Origin of the sequence: Rhodococcus sp. C3V (genome assembly GCF_029269915.1) — a bacterium.
In the GTDB taxonomy this organism is placed as follows: Bacteria; Actinomycetota; Actinomycetes; order Mycobacteriales; family Mycobacteriaceae; genus Rhodococcus_F; species Rhodococcus_F qingshengii.
Genome location: NZ_JARJBE010000003.1, coordinates 480,432 through 496,626, shown reverse-complemented (window position 1 = coordinate 496,626; position 16,195 = coordinate 480,432). Strand labels below are relative to the sequence as shown.

At 62.7% G+C, this 16,195-nt stretch carries 14 protein-coding genes; 9 read left to right on the top strand and 5 right to left on the bottom strand.

The features are described 5' to 3' along the window. The first annotated feature begins 88 nt into the window (after positions 1 to 88). The 6 genes from P3G66_RS11205 to P3G66_RS11180 all read left to right on the top strand — a co-directional run bounded on the left by P3G66_RS11205 (position 89) and on the right by P3G66_RS11180 (position 6,491). The gene (locus P3G66_RS11205; protein WP_065456111.1) at positions 89 to 1,711 is read left to right on the top strand and encodes an ABC transporter substrate-binding protein; all 1,623 of its coding nucleotides are present in this window, start codon (positions 89 to 91) and stop codon (positions 1,709 to 1,711) included. Beyond that, positions 1,708 to 2,742, top strand: coding sequence for an ABC transporter permease (locus P3G66_RS11200; RefSeq protein WP_082654891.1), 1,035 nt, complete (start codon positions 1,708 to 1,710; stop codon positions 2,740 to 2,742). Before P3G66_RS11205 ends, P3G66_RS11200 begins: the two co-directional genes overlap by 4 nt. After that, positions 2,735 to 3,556: an ABC transporter permease gene (locus tag P3G66_RS11195; RefSeq protein ID WP_020906350.1), complete on the top strand. Its 822-nt coding sequence runs from the start codon at positions 2,735 to 2,737 to the stop codon at positions 3,554 to 3,556. The genes P3G66_RS11200 and P3G66_RS11195 overlap by 8 nt, the downstream gene beginning before the upstream one ends. Next, on the top strand, positions 3,553 to 4,470 hold the full coding sequence (locus P3G66_RS11190) for an ABC transporter ATP-binding protein (protein WP_064443152.1): 918 nt from the start codon (positions 3,553 to 3,555) through the stop codon (positions 4,468 to 4,470). Before P3G66_RS11195 ends, P3G66_RS11190 begins: the two co-directional genes overlap by 4 nt. A gap of 1 nt (position 4,471) precedes the next feature. Next, on the top strand, positions 4,472 to 5,119 hold the full coding sequence (locus P3G66_RS11185; protein ID WP_064443151.1) for an ATP-binding cassette domain-containing protein: 648 nt from the start codon (positions 4,472 to 4,474) through the stop codon (positions 5,117 to 5,119). 70 nt (positions 5,120 to 5,189) lie between these two features. Next, the gene (locus tag P3G66_RS11180) at positions 5,190 to 6,491 is read left to right on the top strand and encodes an HNH endonuclease signature motif containing protein (protein ID WP_276116541.1); all 1,302 of its coding nucleotides are present in this window, start codon (positions 5,190 to 5,192) and stop codon (positions 6,489 to 6,491) included. 85 nt (positions 6,492 to 6,576) lie between these two features. On the opposite strand, the gene P3G66_RS11175 is transcribed toward P3G66_RS11180, so the two are convergent. Both P3G66_RS11175 and P3G66_RS11170 read right to left on the bottom strand, forming a co-directional pair. Beyond that, entirely contained in the window at positions 6,577 to 8,724 is a 2,148-nt protein-coding gene (locus P3G66_RS11175; protein WP_276116540.1) for a glycosyltransferase family 39 protein, read from the bottom strand. Further along, positions 8,721 to 9,947: a glycosyltransferase gene (locus P3G66_RS11170; protein ID WP_230359881.1), complete on the bottom strand. Its 1,227-nt coding sequence runs from the start codon at positions 9,945 to 9,947 to the stop codon at positions 8,721 to 8,723. Before P3G66_RS11170 ends, P3G66_RS11175 begins: the two co-directional genes overlap by 4 nt. Before the next feature lie 102 nt (positions 9,948 to 10,049). Between P3G66_RS11170 and P3G66_RS11165 the strand changes: the two genes are divergently transcribed. From P3G66_RS11165 to P3G66_RS11155, 3 genes are all read left to right on the top strand, one after another. Then, positions 10,050 to 10,478 (top strand): HIT family protein, encoded by a 429-nt coding sequence (locus P3G66_RS11165; protein WP_042449536.1) that lies wholly within the window; start codon positions 10,050 to 10,052, stop codon positions 10,476 to 10,478. A 238-nt stretch (positions 10,479 to 10,716) separates the two neighbouring features. Then, positions 10,717 to 11,352 (top strand): ScbR family autoregulator-binding transcription factor, encoded by a 636-nt coding sequence (locus tag P3G66_RS11160; protein ID WP_007734383.1) that lies wholly within the window; start codon positions 10,717 to 10,719, stop codon positions 11,350 to 11,352. A gap of 156 nt (positions 11,353 to 11,508) precedes the next feature. Then, on the top strand, positions 11,509 to 12,405 hold the full coding sequence (locus P3G66_RS11155) for a serine hydrolase (RefSeq protein WP_007734380.1): 897 nt from the start codon (positions 11,509 to 11,511) through the stop codon (positions 12,403 to 12,405). Between the two features lie 71 nt (positions 12,406 to 12,476). Here P3G66_RS11155 and P3G66_RS11150 read toward each other — a convergent pair whose 3' ends face one another. Genes P3G66_RS11150 through P3G66_RS11140 form a run of 3 tightly spaced genes read right to left on the bottom strand, consistent with a single transcriptional unit; the run spans position 12,477 to position 16,194 of the window. Further along, positions 12,477 to 14,096 (bottom strand): helix-turn-helix domain-containing protein, encoded by a 1,620-nt coding sequence (locus P3G66_RS11150; RefSeq protein WP_058039306.1) that lies wholly within the window; start codon positions 14,094 to 14,096, stop codon positions 12,477 to 12,479. Between the two features lie 47 nt (positions 14,097 to 14,143). Then, a complete protein-coding gene (gene menC, locus P3G66_RS11145; RefSeq protein ID WP_064111855.1) occupies positions 14,144 to 15,259 on the bottom strand; it encodes an o-succinylbenzoate synthase in 1,116 nt (371 codons plus the stop codon). Continuing rightward, positions 15,256 to 16,194: a GNAT family N-acetyltransferase gene (locus tag P3G66_RS11140; protein ID WP_202426978.1), complete on the bottom strand. Its 939-nt coding sequence runs from the start codon at positions 16,192 to 16,194 to the stop codon at positions 15,256 to 15,258. Before P3G66_RS11140 ends, menC begins: the two co-directional genes overlap by 4 nt. Position 16,195 lies beyond the last annotated feature (1 nt).

Below are 16,195 nucleotides of genomic sequence, written 5' to 3'. Positions count from 1 at the left end.
AAATATCCGTTTCGAGATGAGATCATATGAATACCTGAATAGGTGAACAGATGTTTTCGGACACCTGTCCACCAAGGAAAGGACACCCGTGAAACTCCACAAACCAGGCGTTCTGACGCTCACCGCAACCGCCGCAATCGGCGCACTTCTGATCACGTCGTGCAGTAGCCCGACTGGCACCGACTCCTCGGGCAACAACGACGGCCTGGTCTTGGCCGACGGCTACGAGCTGGGCGGCTACAACCCGGTCGCAGGCTTCGGCGCTGCCGGTGAGGCCAAGATGTACGACGGCCTCGTCCGGCTCACCGGAGGGACCGGCATGCCGGGATTCGAGCCGTCTCTGGCCGCGGAGATGCCCACTGCCAATGCCGACGCGACAGTCTGGACGGTCAAGCTACGTGACGGCGTCACCTTCTCCGACGGGTCGACCTTCGACGCCGACGACGTGGTTGCCACGTACAAGGCGATCCTCGATCCGGCTTCCGCCTCCGAAGCGCGGTCGTCGTACGACATGATCAGCGACGTCGTGGCCGTCGACGACAGCACAGTCGAGTTTCGTCTCGCCTACTCGTATGCGCCCCTGCTGACGAAGATGCTGATCGGCATGGTCCCGTCGGAATCCCTCGCGACACCCGGACTGGCCGCCGAATCGCCGTTGAACACCGCGCCTGTCGGTACGGGTCCGTACACACTCGTCGATCTCTCACCGGATCGAGCGGTCTTCGAGGCGAACGAGAACTACTGGGACGGTGCACCGGAGATCAAGAAGCTCACTCTCCTCTACGTTCCGGACGACAACACCCGCGCCCAACGTATGGTATCCGGCGAGATCGACGGAACCAATCTCCCTCCACTGCTTGCCAATACGTTCTCAGGCAAAGACAACATGTCGGTGACTGCCCATCAGTCAGCGGACTGGCGCGGTCTCTCACTTCCGACGAACAATCCCGTGGCAGGCGACAAAGCCGTACGGATGGCGCTCAACCTCGCCGCCGATCGCCAGTCGATGATCGACAACGTCCTGGGCGGACACGGCCGCGTCGCCGCCACTCCGATCCCCGAGGTCTACGGCGATTCGTACAACCCGAACGCAACCTTCGCCTACGACCCGGCCGAGGCCGAGCGAATTCTCACCGAAGCGGGCTGGATCGAAGGTGCCGACGGAATCCGTTCGAAAGACGGTCAGCGGGCGCAGTTCACGATCATGTACAACTCCGTCGACACCGTTCGACGTGATCTCGCTCAGGCATTTGCCTCCGATGCTCTCGCTGTCGGCATCGAAGTGGATCTCGAAGCGCTCTCCTGGGACCGCATAGACCCTCGAATCAACCAGGATTCGACGCTTCTCGGTGGTGGAGACGAACCTTTCGATCCAGACACGCAGGCGTACGACGCGCTGAACTCGAAGTACATAGCGCCCGGGGTCGGCAGCATCTACGACAACGCCAGCGACTACTCCAATCCAGCAGTCGACGCAGGCTTGGAAGTAGGACGCCGCAGCCTGGATCAGGCAACGCGTGACGCCGCGTATCGCGACGTGCAGCAGGCGTACGTCGAGGATCCCGGATTTGTCATCCTCGTATTCCTCGACCATACGTACGTTTCGAAGGATTCCGACTGGCAGATGTCCGGACCTGTACTCGAGCCACACTCACACGGTGTGACCTGGGGCCCGTGGTGGTCACTGCAGACGTGGGCCAGAGGGCAATGACAGCGGTCGACGTTCGGGTAGACGCGCGGCAATCGCTCGACCACCGTGGCAACTCCCGCCGAAAGGCCATCCTCACGATGGTCGGTCGGCGGGCGTTGTTCATCGTGCCGGTGATCGCCGTGGTGTCCGCGGGACTCTTTGCCGCCGCCGCGATCTCACCGTTCGATCCACTTGTCGGCTACCTGGGCACGCGATACATGACGACCAGCGACGCGGACAAAGCGTTGATCGCCGATCAGATGGGTTTCGACAACCCCTGGTACAGCACGTACTGGAATTGGCTCCAGGGCGTGTTCACCGGTGATCTCGGGATCTCCAGATCGTTCAATCAGCCTGTTTCCCAAGTTATCTCCGAGCGTCTGCCATGGACCCTGCTGCTGGTCGGTATCTCACTCCTCATCGCGATTCTCGCCTCGCTGACACTCGGTGTTCTCGCCGGAATCCGCAGTGGAGGATTCTTGGACAAGACCGTGTCCGGGCTGAGCGTCGTGGTCCAAGGACTTCCGCCGTTTGTCTTGTCGCTGGGTGCCATCGCGCTCTTCGCGTTGACTCTCGGCTGGCTCCCGGTCGCCGGGTTGACCGACGGGGGTGCCGATCCCACACCGGGACAGGTGATCCGGCACTTGGTCCTACCGGTGACGGTCCTCTCCATCTCGCAGATGCCGTGGCTCCTACTCGCGGTCCGAGAATCCGTCGTGGGTTCGAAAAGTGAGGGATTTGTCGCGGGCGCCGTAGCACGCGGAATCCCGACGCCGACCATCACGAAACGCCACATACTGCCGACCTCACTGGCGCCTTTCGTGAACATCGTCGGCGTGCGACTGCCCGAGCTGATAGTCGGGGCAGTGCTGGTGGAAGAGGTCTTCAGTTGGCCAGGGATCGCCGGCGCCATCGTCTCGTCAGCCCGTGACCTCGACATGGCACTGCTCGCGTTCCTCACCGTCGGTACGACATTGACGGTCATGCTCGGCTCACTGCTTGCCGACGTCCTCGTTGCAGTACTCGACCCGAGAGTGAGTACCGATGGCTGAACGACGCTTCAAGATCGCCCTCGGCGTGCTGATCCTCGTGGCGCTGTACGCGGCGTTGGTCCCATGGTTGGCCGACGTCGACGACCGAGTCACAGACTTCTCGGCGGCTCGCCTGGCTCCGTCGTTCGATCACCCGTTCGGAACTGACTCGGCGGGCCGAGATCTATTCGTGCGCATAGCTGCAGGCATCAGAACCTCACTTCTGATCGCACTCGCCTGCGCGCTGCTCGCCACGGTGATCGGCGTCGCCGTCGGCACTACGGCCGGACTGGTCGGTGGCTGGGTGGACAGGTTCGTCATGCGCGGCACCGATGCCGTCAACGCACTCCCCCACCTGTTGCTCGGCATCGTCATCGTCGCGATGTTCCGTGGAAGCATTGCCGCCATCGTGCTTTCGATCGCACTGACCCACTGGACCCAAGTGGCCCGGATCATCCGCTCCGAGATCTTGAGTCTGCGCGAGCGTCCCTACATCGACGCCGCCATTCTCGCGGGAGCAAGTCGACGTCACGTGATCATGCGCCACCTCGTGCCGGCGACGGCGCCGCAGGCTTTGATCGCAGTCGTTCTCCTGCTGCCCCACGCCGTCTGGCACGAATCGACGTTGTCCTTCCTGGGATTCGGCCTTCCCCCGCACAAGCCCAGTCTCGGGACGCTTCTCGAAGAGGCACGCAGTTCTCTACTCCTCGGCGGTTGGTGGACGCTGGCATTCCCCGCCGCAGTTCTCGTGATCGCCACCGTCGCAGTTGCCGTCGCCGGTTCGGCCCTGCGGTCGATGCTCACACCACCTCGACCTTCGGAGTTGCGACTGTGAACCACGGCCTGCGCATCGAATCTCTCACCGTCAGGATCCCTCTACTCGGAGGATCGGTAGTTCACGCTGCGAGCGACATCGACCTCGACGTTCCAGCCGGCACGGTGACCGCACTTGTCGGGGAATCGGGGTGTGGCAAGTCGATCATCGCCACCTCGGTCATGAACATGTTGCCGCCGAATGCTTCTCGAACCGGAACGGTCACCGTCGGAACACCGGACCTCGAGATCGACGTCTTCTCCGGCACCGCGTTCCGTGGGCGGCACGTGGCTCTCGTTCCACAATCCGCCGCAACACATCTCACCCCCGTCCGGACTGCGCGATCGCAGCTACAGGAGACGATCGACGCACTCGGCAGCGATCACACTTGCGATGCCTTGGCACTTCGCGTCGGACTCGAACCGTCGGCCCTGGACTGCTACCCGCACGAACTGTCGGGCGGCATGGCGCAACGCGTGGCCATTGCCGGTGCGCTGGCCGGGAATCCGTCGGTGATCGTCGCAGACGAACCCACCGCCAACCTCGACCGCGAACTCACCGACCACGTCATGGGATTACTTCGAGAGTGCGCGGACGCCGGAGCGGCGGTCCTGCTCGTCACCCATGACCTGGCATCCCTTACCCGCAACGGTGTCGCGGATCGACTTGCGGTCATGTACGCATCACGCATCATGGAGACCGGTCCGGCCGCGCTGGTGTTCCAAGATCCGCTTCACGATTACACCCGAGACCTTCTCGGCGCCTTACCTTCCAGAGGTTTGACTCCCATGCCGGGATCGCCACCGCAACTCACCGATCTCCCCGAGGAGTGCGTCTATCACCTACGACGCCCGGAGTCGAAACAATCCGGTGGCCCGACCGAACTGGTCACATTGGGTGACCGCACGTACCGAACGCTGCGGAAGGTGGGCTGACATGAGTCTGCAAGCTCTGGGAATCACCAGCGGTTACCGTCGCAACCGGCCAGTTCTCGAGAACGTCTCGCTCGAGATTCCGTCGGGAAAGCTGATCGGCCTGACCGGGCCTTCGGGCACCGGAAAATCAACACTTGCAAGGATTCTCGCTTCGCTGGATGCACCGTGGTCAGGCGAAGTGCGGATCGACGGATCACCCGTTGTGGGTACCAAATTCTCGGTACCCGCGGCACTACGCGGCACGGTGTCCATGCTGTTTCAGTCACCTCGCGCATCGACCGACCCTCGGCAGACGCTCGCCTCGATCATCGGCCAACCCGGTGACATTGCCAGTAGGTCAATCGATGTGGCCGCGCTGGCAGCAGAAGTGGGCCTCACTCCCGATCTCTTGTCGCGCAGACCACACCAGGTGAGCGACGGCCAACTACAGCGCGCCTGCCTGGCGAGATCGCTGGCGCAACAACCGAAATACCTCATCTGTGACGAGGCGACGGCGATGCTCGACGCCGCCACGACGGCCGCGCTCATTCGGTTGATCGAGAGTCGCGCCGCCGAAACCGGCGTCGGTGTATTACTCATCAGCCATGATCGCGAATTACTCGGCGCCTGCTGCGACGTGGTCCACGACCTCGACGGTATCAGCGCTTAGCCCCTGCGAAATCGACCCTTGACCCGAACGTATGTTCGAGTATGATTTGGGCAGGGGATCGGGGGATTCAATGAGTGTCTTGTTGTCGGATGTGGTGTCTGGTTCTGCGGTGGGTTTGCGCGGACGCCTGTGGCAGTTGACTGCTGCGGAGTTGCGTGAGGCTGCTGTCGAGGCGAGTGCGGAGATTCTGCGCCTCGAGGCCGTGCGGGTGGCCGTGGTCGACGAGTTGTCGATGCGCCCGGATGATCAGGTGATCACGAGCCGCGGGGTGGGTGCGTGGTTGGCGGCCAACACGATGCTGCAGGTTCGGGACGGGAAAAAGATCGCCGCGTTAGGTTCAGCGTTGCGGCCGTTTCCGGCGGTGGCTGCTCGGTTCGATGACGGGGATTGCTCGTTCGATCATGCCGTGTTGATCGTGGCGTTCTGTGAGTCACCGCCGAAGGGGATGCCGGAGGAGGCACTCCCGCGCTGTATCGATTTGTTGTTGGCTGCTGCGTCGGGTGTGGAGGCGACGACGACGAAGGTGCGGAACGTGATCGCGACGTTGGAGCGGTTGTTCGAGTCCGATGAGATCCCGCCCGCCGAGGATGTCGATCTCAACGAGTTGCGGATCGCGTCGACCTTGAATGGTCGGGTGGTGGTGCGTGGTGATTTCGACGCCCTGACCGGTGAGATGTTGTTGTCGGCGTTGTCGAGTCTGACGATGCCGACTCCGGCACCGGACGGGACGCCGGATTCTCGGTCGGCGGCGAAGCGGACTGCGGATGGGTTCACCGAACTGATTCGCCGCTATCGCGATTGCGCCAAGACCGGTACCGATGGTGGTCAGCGTCCGCATGTAAACGTGCACATCAATGCTCGGGATCTGGCTGAGCATCGGGACTGCGCCGCCACACCAACTGATGGTGGTGGAGTGGCTGTGTCTGATCTTGATGTCGGGCACATGCCGTGGCTCGGACCGCTGTCCGTTTCGCAGACAAGGCTTCTCGGGTGTGATTGTTTCCTCTCGACCGTGCTGCTCGACGATCACGGCGCGCCCTTGGATGCGCAACCAGGAAAGAGGTTGGTCACCGCCGAACAACGGACTGCGTTGATTGCCCGCGACAGAGGCTGCGCGTTCCCGGGCTGCACATGCGTGCCCGCCTGGACCGATGCGCACCATATCCGGCACTGGGCGAACGGCGGCCCGACGGTGATGAACAACCTGGTCCTGCTGTGCCGTTCACACCACCGACTGATGCACCGGAAATCAGGGTTCGTCGGGAAATGGGAAATCCGCATCGGCGCCGACAACAAACCCTGGTTCATCCCGCCACCCTCGATCGACCCCGGGCAGCAACCCAGGCCGGCGAACACCACCTTCAAAACCTGAGGACGAACCTCAGGCATACAACGTCACGCCAGGTCCGCATCGGAGGAAGCACCTCCGATGCGGACCTGGCGTGCGTTCCTGTTGGTCAGCCTGCAACCGTCAAGTCGTAGAGGGTTACTCCGTCCACCGTTGTGGCGGTGAAGTTTTCGGTCACCCACGTCGAGATGGCGGTAGCGGTGCCTTCGGCGTTCATACCGCCACCCATCCCACCGCCGGCGATGAAGAAGTGAATCTTGCCCTCTGCCACGTACTGCTGGAACTGCGCGAGCGTCGGCGACGGATCGCTCCCGTTGAACCCTCCGATAGCCATGACCGGTGACTGCGTCGCAAGCTGATAACCCGATGCGCTGTTGGACCCGATTGCCGCGGCTACCCACGTGAACTGGTCGGAGTTCTCTTCGAGAGCGGACACAACAGCGGCTCCCGGCGTGCTGCCCTGCAGTAGACCACCGGCACCGCCTCCCATTGCGCCTCGCGTCCCGTCGGTGGTCGGCGTGGTACCGCCCGGAACTGTTGCACCACCGGGCATCTGACCCATTCCTACAGGGGGCGTGCCCGGCATTCCGGTCCCAGCCCCGTCAGTCCGACGGTTACCGCCATCAGCCGTGCCACCGAATCCACCGAAGCCTCCGCGGCCACCGCCGGGCCCGCCCATTCCACCTTCGACGCTCGGTCCGGCCGAAACTATGGAACCGGTATGCGGAGTGTTGATCGTGTCGATCGCGTATGCAGTCGGACCTGCCAGACCGGTGAAGATCGCTGCGAGAATCACTCCCACAGCCAATCGACCTCGCGTCACTGCCGGCATCAGCACTGCCACGGCGCTGACGATGCCGACCACCAGAATGGTCCAGCGAAGCCACGGTACGAACGAAGGCGAGCGTCCGAGCAGTACCCACGCCATCGCGACGGTTGCGGCCAAGGACACCGCCAGAATGATGCGAACCCAGAGGACGTCACGATGACGCCACGCCACTACCGATCCTGAACCGATCAGCGCGGCGATCGCCGGCGCCAGCGCAACGGTGTAGTAGGCGTGGAAGATTCCCGCCATGAAACTGAAGGTCAGTCCGGTCACCAACAGCCAGAGCCCCCAGACGATGAATGACGCACGCTGCGTGTCAGCGCGGGGTGCACTGCCTCGCAGCACGATTCCAGCCGCCAGAAGTATCAGTGCAGCAGGAATCAACCAGGCGATCTGTCCGCCCTGGGCCGATTCGAACAGTCGGGTAATGCCGGTACTCCCCCACATACCACCGCCGGCCCCACCACCTGGTGCCATACCTCCCCCGGCCATACCACCTGCGGCCTCGCCCATACCTGGGAAACCGCCCGCAGCAGCGCCGGCCGCGGCATCACCAGCACCGCGCATTCCGCCGCCGCCGACGCTTCCGGTCTCGTTGCCGCTCAAGCGCCCGAGCCCGTTGTAGCCGAGCGTCAGTTCGAGAATCGAATTGTTCTGTGAACCACCGATCCACGGACGCGAGTCGGCCGGCCACAGTTCGACGATTGCCAACCACCATCCGGCGGAGACGATCAGTCCGCCCAGTGCCGCGAACAGTTGGAGTACGCGCTTACCCAGTTTCGGCGGTCCGGCGATCAGATAGGTGAGCGCCAGCGGTGGAACTACCAACATGACCTGTAATTGCTTTGTCAGGAAACCGAATCCGCAGAAGATACCGACCAACACGAGCCAGCGGGTGCGGCCGTCCTGCACGGCGCGCATCATCGCCCACACCGCTGCGATCATCAGGAGCACCAGCAGAGCATCCGGGTTGTTGAACCGGAACATCAGCGCCGCTACGGGTGTGAGCGCAAGTACCAGGCCCGCGAGGAGGCCGGCGGCCGCACCGAAATACCGTCGAACCGTTCCCCACAACAGTGCAACCGATCCGACCCCGAGGAGTGCCTGCGGCACCAACATCGCCCAGGAATTGAGTCCGAAGATGCGAACCGACAGCGACATCAACCACAGGGACATGGGCGGCTTGTCGACGGTGATCGAGTTTGCAGCGTCCGAGGAGCCGAAGAAGAAAGCCTTCCACGACACCGAACCTGCCTGTACCGCAGCGGCATAGAACGAGTTGGCCCATCCGGACGCACCCAGGCCCCAGATGTAGGCGACTCCGGTGCCCACCAACAACACTCCCAGTGCCCACGGTTCCCAGCGCACCTGACGTTGCGGTTCCGGCGCTGGCAGCGGCGCGGCGAGTGTCTCTGCAATGGCGGTCATCGATTGGCTCCTACGGATTGTGCGGTGCGAAACACCCAGCGCAGTGCGATGAATCGACTGACTGTGGCAACAAGATTGGCGATGACGAGTACGGCAAGCTCCACGTGCTTGGAAGCATCGGGCGCCATGACGTCGAGCACGAACAACGATCCGCTGGTGAGCAGTAGACCGAACCCGAACACGAGCAGGCCCTGCATCTGGTGACGAGCGGATCCTTCCGACCCTCGGATCCCGAAGGTGAAGGCCCGGTTGGCGGCGGTGTTGAATACCGCGGTCACCAGCAATGCGACGGCGTTGGCCCACTGCGCACCCATGATCGAGTGCAGAGCGAGGTAGAGCAGCGCGTACGCGAGCGTCGAAATGACTCCCACCACGGCAAAGCGTGAGAGCTGCCCGACCATTCCTCGTGGAACTCCGGGAACCAACGGTTCACGTCCGAAACTTGCCCTGAGCTCGGCCAATGGAAGGGAACCGGTAGACAGTGCTCGCCCGACACGGACCACACCTTTGAGGTCGGCAACTGCCGTGGCAATGATGTCCACCCGACTGTCCGGGTCGTCCACCCAGTCGACAGGGACCTCGTGAATCCGCATGCCCGCTCGCTCGGCCAGCACCAGCAATTCGGTATCGAAGAACCACCCGGTGTCCTCCACCAGCGGAAGTAGTTGGCGTGCAACATCGACGCGCATGGCTTTGAATCCGCACTGGGCGTCGGAGAAGCGAGCATGCAGTGCGCTTCGGAGGATGAGGTTGTAGCTACGTGAGATGAACTCACGCTTGGGGCCGCGCACCACGCGGGACGATCGTGCCAGCCGGGAACCGATGGCGATGTCCGAGTGTCCGGAGAGCAACGGAGCAATCAACGGCATCAGGGCGTTGAGGTCGGTCGAGAGGTCGACGTCCATGTACGCGACCACGTCGGCATCGGAGTCGCTCCATACCTGCCGCAGTGCTCGACCACGACCCTTCGCATCCAGGTGGACGACCCGGACGTCGTCGAATTCTTCGGCGAGGGAACGGGCGAGTGCCAACGTGCCGTCGACACTGGCGTTGTCCGCGATGGTAATTCGTGCAGAGAATGGCACCTGCGTGCGTAAATGCCGGCGCAGGCGCCGCACGCACGCCTCGAGGCCTGCCTCTTCGTTGTATACCGGGACGACCACGTCCAGCACTACAGTCGTCGCGGAGACCTCCTCTGCGTCCGTGCTGCCCGCGGTCTGCATGGCTTCTGTCGTCATGCGTCCTAGATTTGTCGGGCCGGCTCCGACGAACCTGCGTCCAGCCTGGGAGTTTCCTGGCAACCGGACGCGGGCTAATCTCGGGGTATGCCTTCAGTCTTCAGTGCCATCATCAACGGGGATCTACCAGGACGTTTCGTGTGGGAGGACGAGGACGTCGTCGCGTTCTTGACCATCGCGCCGGTAACGCAGGGCCACGTGCTTGTGGTTCCGCGAGCCGAGGTCGATCAGTGGCAGGACGTGGATCCTGAACTCTTTGCCAAGGTCACCGCTGTTGCCCGCAACCTCGGCCAAGCCGTGCGGAAGGCGTTCGACGCGCCTCGGTCGGGTCTCCTCATCGCAGGTCTGGAAGTTCCGCATCTTCACGTTCATGTTTTCCCCGCATACGACATGGGGAACTTCGACATCAGTGGCGCCGACACCTCGCCGTCACCCGAATCTCTCGACGAGGCACAGACCAAGCTCAAGTCGGCGCTACGCGACCTCGGCTTCGAGGCAACTGTCTCGACTCGTTGATCGCATACCTTCGACCGAATTTCGCTGGCCGATAACTGGACTCCCCGCCGCAGCCTCCAACGGAGGTTGCGGCGGTCGCATTTGTCGCTCCTACCGACCGTGACCTGCGATTGCACACCGAACAGTCCGTTTCGCGCTGTCGCGCGAGCACGAGATTCGCTGCTACCGTGGGTCGCTGGTCCGGGACCTAGGGCCCTAAAACTGGTTCACGTGTTAACAGTCGGAGGACAAGGGAGCAATGCAGGAACGTGCCAAGATCAGTCGCCGACAGATTCTTCAAGGTGCTGCTGATCGGTTCGAAGTCACGGGGTACGGCAGCACGAGCATGAATGACATCGTGTCCGCGGCGCAGATGACCAAGGGCGCGGTCTATTTTCACTTCTCGTCCAAAGACGAACTGGCTCAGGCGGTGATCGAAGAACAGCACCAGATCTCGATCAGTGCCTTCACCGCAGTTGCAGCCACAGGCGCACCGGCACTGGAACAGCTCGTCATGGTGTGCCACGAGATGGGCCGCCAACTCGTCGCAGAGCCTATTGTTCGTGCGGGAATCCGACTTACCCTCGAGTTGGCCTCTGCCGACGGTTCGCAAGGCCCGTACGTCGCGTGGATCCGCGAGCTTCGAAAACTGGCCGAGGCCGCGAAGCTCGAAGGCGACATCCGCGACGATGTGGAGCCGGAATCGGTGGGTCGCGTGGTGATCTCGGCATTCACCGGCGTTCAACTGGTTTCGAACGTGCTCACCAGACGAAGCGATTTGAACGACCGTATCGACGAATTGTTCACCCTCCTGTTGGCAGGCGTGGTCTCCGACAAGCGACGCAGCGCCGTCGCCGAACTGGTCGGATGTCGCCTCGAAACTTATGCGTCCTGATCCGGAGAACACCCCGACGCCCGGATGATTCGGCGCAACAGCACCGAACCGTGCGCCAACCTTCGTCGATTCGTACAAGACCCCCCGTCGTCGACTCACTATCGTCAGATCCACGAATAACCCAGATACATGGATACCGACGAAAGGGCTTCTCGAATGACCGAAACCGCCACGTACGTTGAGAGCGCACAGCAGGAGATCGCTGCTGTACTCGCCGAAGCGAAGACCGATGCCTACGTCCACGCACGCGACATCGATTCCGGCGAAGAGTTCGGCTACGGCGCGGACGAAGGTGTCATCCTCGCCTCCGTTTTCAAGATTCCTGTTGTGCTTCAGTACGCCCGTGAAGTAGCGGCAGGCACCCTTGATCCGACCGAGCACGCCACGGTGACCGCCGAGTTCCGCTCCGGCGGCATCGGTATCGGCGGCTGCGCCGACGACGTGACTGCAAGCTGGCGAGACCTCGCTCTGCTCATGATGAGCTTCAGCGACAACGCCGCCACGGATTTCTTGTACGAGCGTCTCGGACTCGACAACATCGTCGCAACGCTGCGCGGGCTCGGTTTGGAGAAGACCAACTTGGTCCGTGACTGCCGAGGCCTCTTCAAGACGGTCTACGACGACCTCGGCGTCGACAAGGGCACCTTGCTGGAAATGCCCCCCATCGAAATTCTTCGGACAATTTCCGTCATGGATCCCGCCCGCTCCAATTCCAGTACTCCTCGTGAGATCACAATGTTGCTGGCTGCAATCTGGAGGGATGAAGCCGGCCCCGCATCGGCTTGTGAAGAGGTCCGAACCATCATGAGCAAGCAGGTCTGGCCGCACCGCCTTTCGTCCGGTTTCCCCGACGAGGTCACTGTCGCCGCCAAGACCGGAACGCTGGGACTGGTACGAAACGAAGCCGGCGTCGTGGCGTACCCGGACGGCAAGCGTTACGCCGTCGGTGTCTTCACCAAGTCCCACGAGCTCACCCACCGCGCCCCGAAGATCGACGCCTCCATCGGAACCGTCGGCCGCATCGCTGTCGAAGCACTTCGCAACAACAGCTGATCCGAACCCACTGACAAAGAATGCGGGTCGCGCTGAGAAATCAGTGCGACCCGCATTTTTCGGCTTTCGAGCTAGCGTGGACCGCGCAGACGAAGATGCACCATCAACCGGAAGCGGACGTTGGGGTCGTCGAGATCCAACGCGGCCATACCCTTCAACTTGCTGAGACGATACCGAAAGGTGTTGGGGTGCACGTGCAATGACGCCGCGGCGTCACCGACATCACCGAACGCGTTGAGCCACGCATCGAGAGTGTCCACGAACGAGGTCGCATGAGCGGCGTCGTGGCTGGCGATCGCCTCGATCGGTCCGAGGTCCGAGAACCCTTCGGCTGCAGCTTCCGACGCGATCTCCAACAGGATGGCATCGACGTGGACGCTACTGAAGGTGGCGACGCTGCCCGACGCTCGTCCCGCCAACAACACTTCGAGGGCATGTTCGGCGTCGCGCTTCGATCGGCTCAGCTGCGCCGGTCTGGTCACGACCCGGCCGATCCCGATGATCGTGTCGCCGGACGCTCCGGTGCGGTCCAGGAAGTCCGAGGCCACACGGAACGCCTGCAACTCGGCTTCGGCCGGGGAATGCCCTCGCACAGACAGCACCGCGTAGCCGGTTCCGTTGACCAAGGCTGCCGCCGACTGCGAGTGGACGGCGCCGAGGTGCATGGCCAGAGCGTCGGTCAGTCGCACCACGTGGGCGGCATCGTCCGGCTTCGACGATCCTTCGAAAGACCTACGACCCAAAGCCATCACGAGTGCGGGACCGGTCCCGAGACCGAGGCGATTCATCGCGTCGACCGCACCTGACCCACCGTCGAGAAGGGTTGCGATCAGGTCTGCGCGCAGTCGGCGCTCGGCGTCGGCACCGCCGCGCAACCGCAACATCTGCAGCGCGATCAACCCGGCAGAATCGCGCAGAGCACGCATCCGGTCGTCGGACATCGGCTCACCGGTTGCCACCCACATGGAGCCGAGGAACTCGTCGCCGGCTCTGATGGACACGGCGATACGACCCATTTTGGTACCGAGGGTCTCGGCCGAGACCCACACCGGATCGTCGCTGCGATAGAGCCGGTCGAAGACCCCGGCCTCTTCGAGCACTCGAATGTACTGGTCAGGAACTTGCCGCTCCAGAACGGTCGCGATACGTGGACCGTCTCCTTCTTCCTGGCGGCCGGAGAAGGCGATGACCCGTGAGCTGCGGTCCTCGATCGTGATCGGCGCATCGAGAAGTGCGCTGACAGCGTTGGCGAAGGCGAACAGATCGCCGGCCGGGCCGCCTCCGCGTGAGTGGATGTGCCCGACTTCGTTTCGGGCCGAGAGCACCGAATGAAGCAGGCTTGTCAGCTGAACCCACGAGACTCCTCGCGCCAAGGCCAACAGCACGACGCCCGAGGCGATGACGGATTCGCGGTCCGCATCGCTGACCTCGGCGGTCACTCGCGCGACCACCACGCGTACTCCGCGCTCGGCCAGGCCGGCCACGGACTCCGCGATACGTTCGCCTCCGGTGACGCCGACGAGCAGCACCATGGAGTCCGGTGTCGAGGGTGAGTCGTCGTCGGGGTCGTGAATGACCACCGAGGCGATCTCCTGGACCGCCTCCGGGTCGCCGACAACCGGATTCAGCACCGTAGTTCCCACGTCTTCGAGAAGCCGCACCAAACTGATGCGAGGTCGTACGGTGCCCACGTCTATCACTCCTTCGTCCGGTGAACGAAGTGTGTCATAGTGATTCGTCAAAGCCGATCCATGCCGATCCATTCGACCGACGTGGTAATTGCTTCGAGCAGGTCGGGGATCGGTTCGACGCCGATACCCGGTCCTTCCGGAACCTTCACGTAACCGTTGTCGAGTACGAACGGCTCGGTGATGTCTTCGGCGAAGTACCGGTCGGAAGCCGATGTATCGCCTGGTAGGGCAAATCCGGGGAGCGCGGCAAGCGCGACGTTGGCGGCCCTGCCGATTCCGGTCTCGAGCATTCCGCCGCACCACACGGCAATTCCGTTGGCCTTGCAGACGTCGTGGATACGACGCGATTCCAGATAACCGCCCACACGTCCCGGTTTGATGTTCACCACGCTGCACGCACCGATTGCCAGCGCGTCGGCGGTGACCTTCGCGGAGGTGATCGACTCGTCGAGGCAGACCGGCGTCCGCATCATCTCGGCCAGCCTGGCGTGGCCACGCAGTTCCTCTTCGGGAAGCGGCTGCTCGATCAGCAGGAGGTCGAAGTCGTCGAGCCGCTGGAGATGGCGGGCGTCAGCCAGGGTGTACGCGGTGTTCGCGTCGACCTGGAGGAGTACGTCGTCGCCGAACCTCTCGCGGACTGCGCGAACCGGCTCGATGTCCCAGCCCGGTTCGATCTTCAGTTTGATGCGCAGGTATCCGGCATCGAGGAACCCGCCTACCTCCTCTAGCAGCTCATCGATCGAATTCTTGATACCCACCGAGACACCCGCGGGTACGCGATCGACTACTGCACCCAGGTACGAAGACATGCTCGTCCCGGCAGCCCGTAACTCGGCGTCGAGAAATGCGGTTTCCAATGCCGCTTTGGCCATGGGGTGCCCGGCGAACTGTTCCATCGTCGCGCTCAGTGCGTGCACGTCGGGATCGGTGAGTTCACCCAGAGACGGAATCAGGAACTTACGAAGGACTTCGGCGGCGCCGTCCGTGTATTCGGAGCAGTAGCGAGGCTCGGACATCGCCACGCACTCGCCCCAGCCCTCCGACTCCGAGGTGACGACCTTGACGAACAACACGTCCTTGGTGGTCTCGGTGCCGAACGAGGTACGGAACGGCGCTTTCAACGGCATTGCCGCCCGGCGTAATTCAACTCCTTCGATCTTCACGATGTAACCTCCGCTGTTGTCCTGCCTGCCTGTGTTCCCGGCGCACGGTCCAGCACGTACTTTCCGGTTCTGGTAACTGCGAGAACCACTCCGTTCTCGGCGAGCACACCACCGAGAGTCTCGCGGACTGCCAGGCGCCAGTCGTTCGCTGCCGTCGGGTCCGACTTACGCAGTGTGTACACGTCATTCGGTGTAGCCACCGTGACGAATCGATTCTTGGTCGACTTCAACACGGGCAGGCCGGCTTCGGAGACGGACAGCAGTTCGCTCGCCCCCAAGGACTCGGGAGTCGGGACTTCTCCCGAACCGGCGACGACGTCGGCAACCTTGCTACTACCGATTTCCCAGTCGATCAACAACCGGTCGCTGTCTGCGCCGCCGTTGAGGCTGTCGTTCATCGGCGCGTAGAAACGCGGCAGATACTGGATCGGGAACGCACCGAGTTTCGAGACGTTGAAGTAGGCATTGCGTGCGACGAGCGGGTCGAAAGTCCACCGCACGTGGAGAATTCCCCGTTCCAGTGCCCACGCACGCTGGAACAGTTTCAACGCGAGGCCGATGTGCCCGTTCTGCACGTTCGGGAGGATCCCCGTGATGTGCGAATGCAACGAACGGTGTTGCGGTTCCTCGAAGAATGCAACCGAGCCGCCGATCAGATCCCCGCCACGAAACGCGCCGGCGACGTAGTTACCGGAGTGTGCGAGCGCCTTCATCATGTCCCGATGGACGGGAGGGTTACCGCTCTCCGGCTGCCATACCTTCTCGAACAGACCGAATACCTGTTCCAACTCGGCATGCCCGGTGACGGTTTCGATAGTCACACATGCAAGCAGAGCGGCCTGCTCGGCCTGGCTGATTGCCTGCCGCATCCGTGAAGGCGATACACCTCCGAATGGTTGAACGGTCTTGCGTTGGACATTGTTCGGCGACGTCATC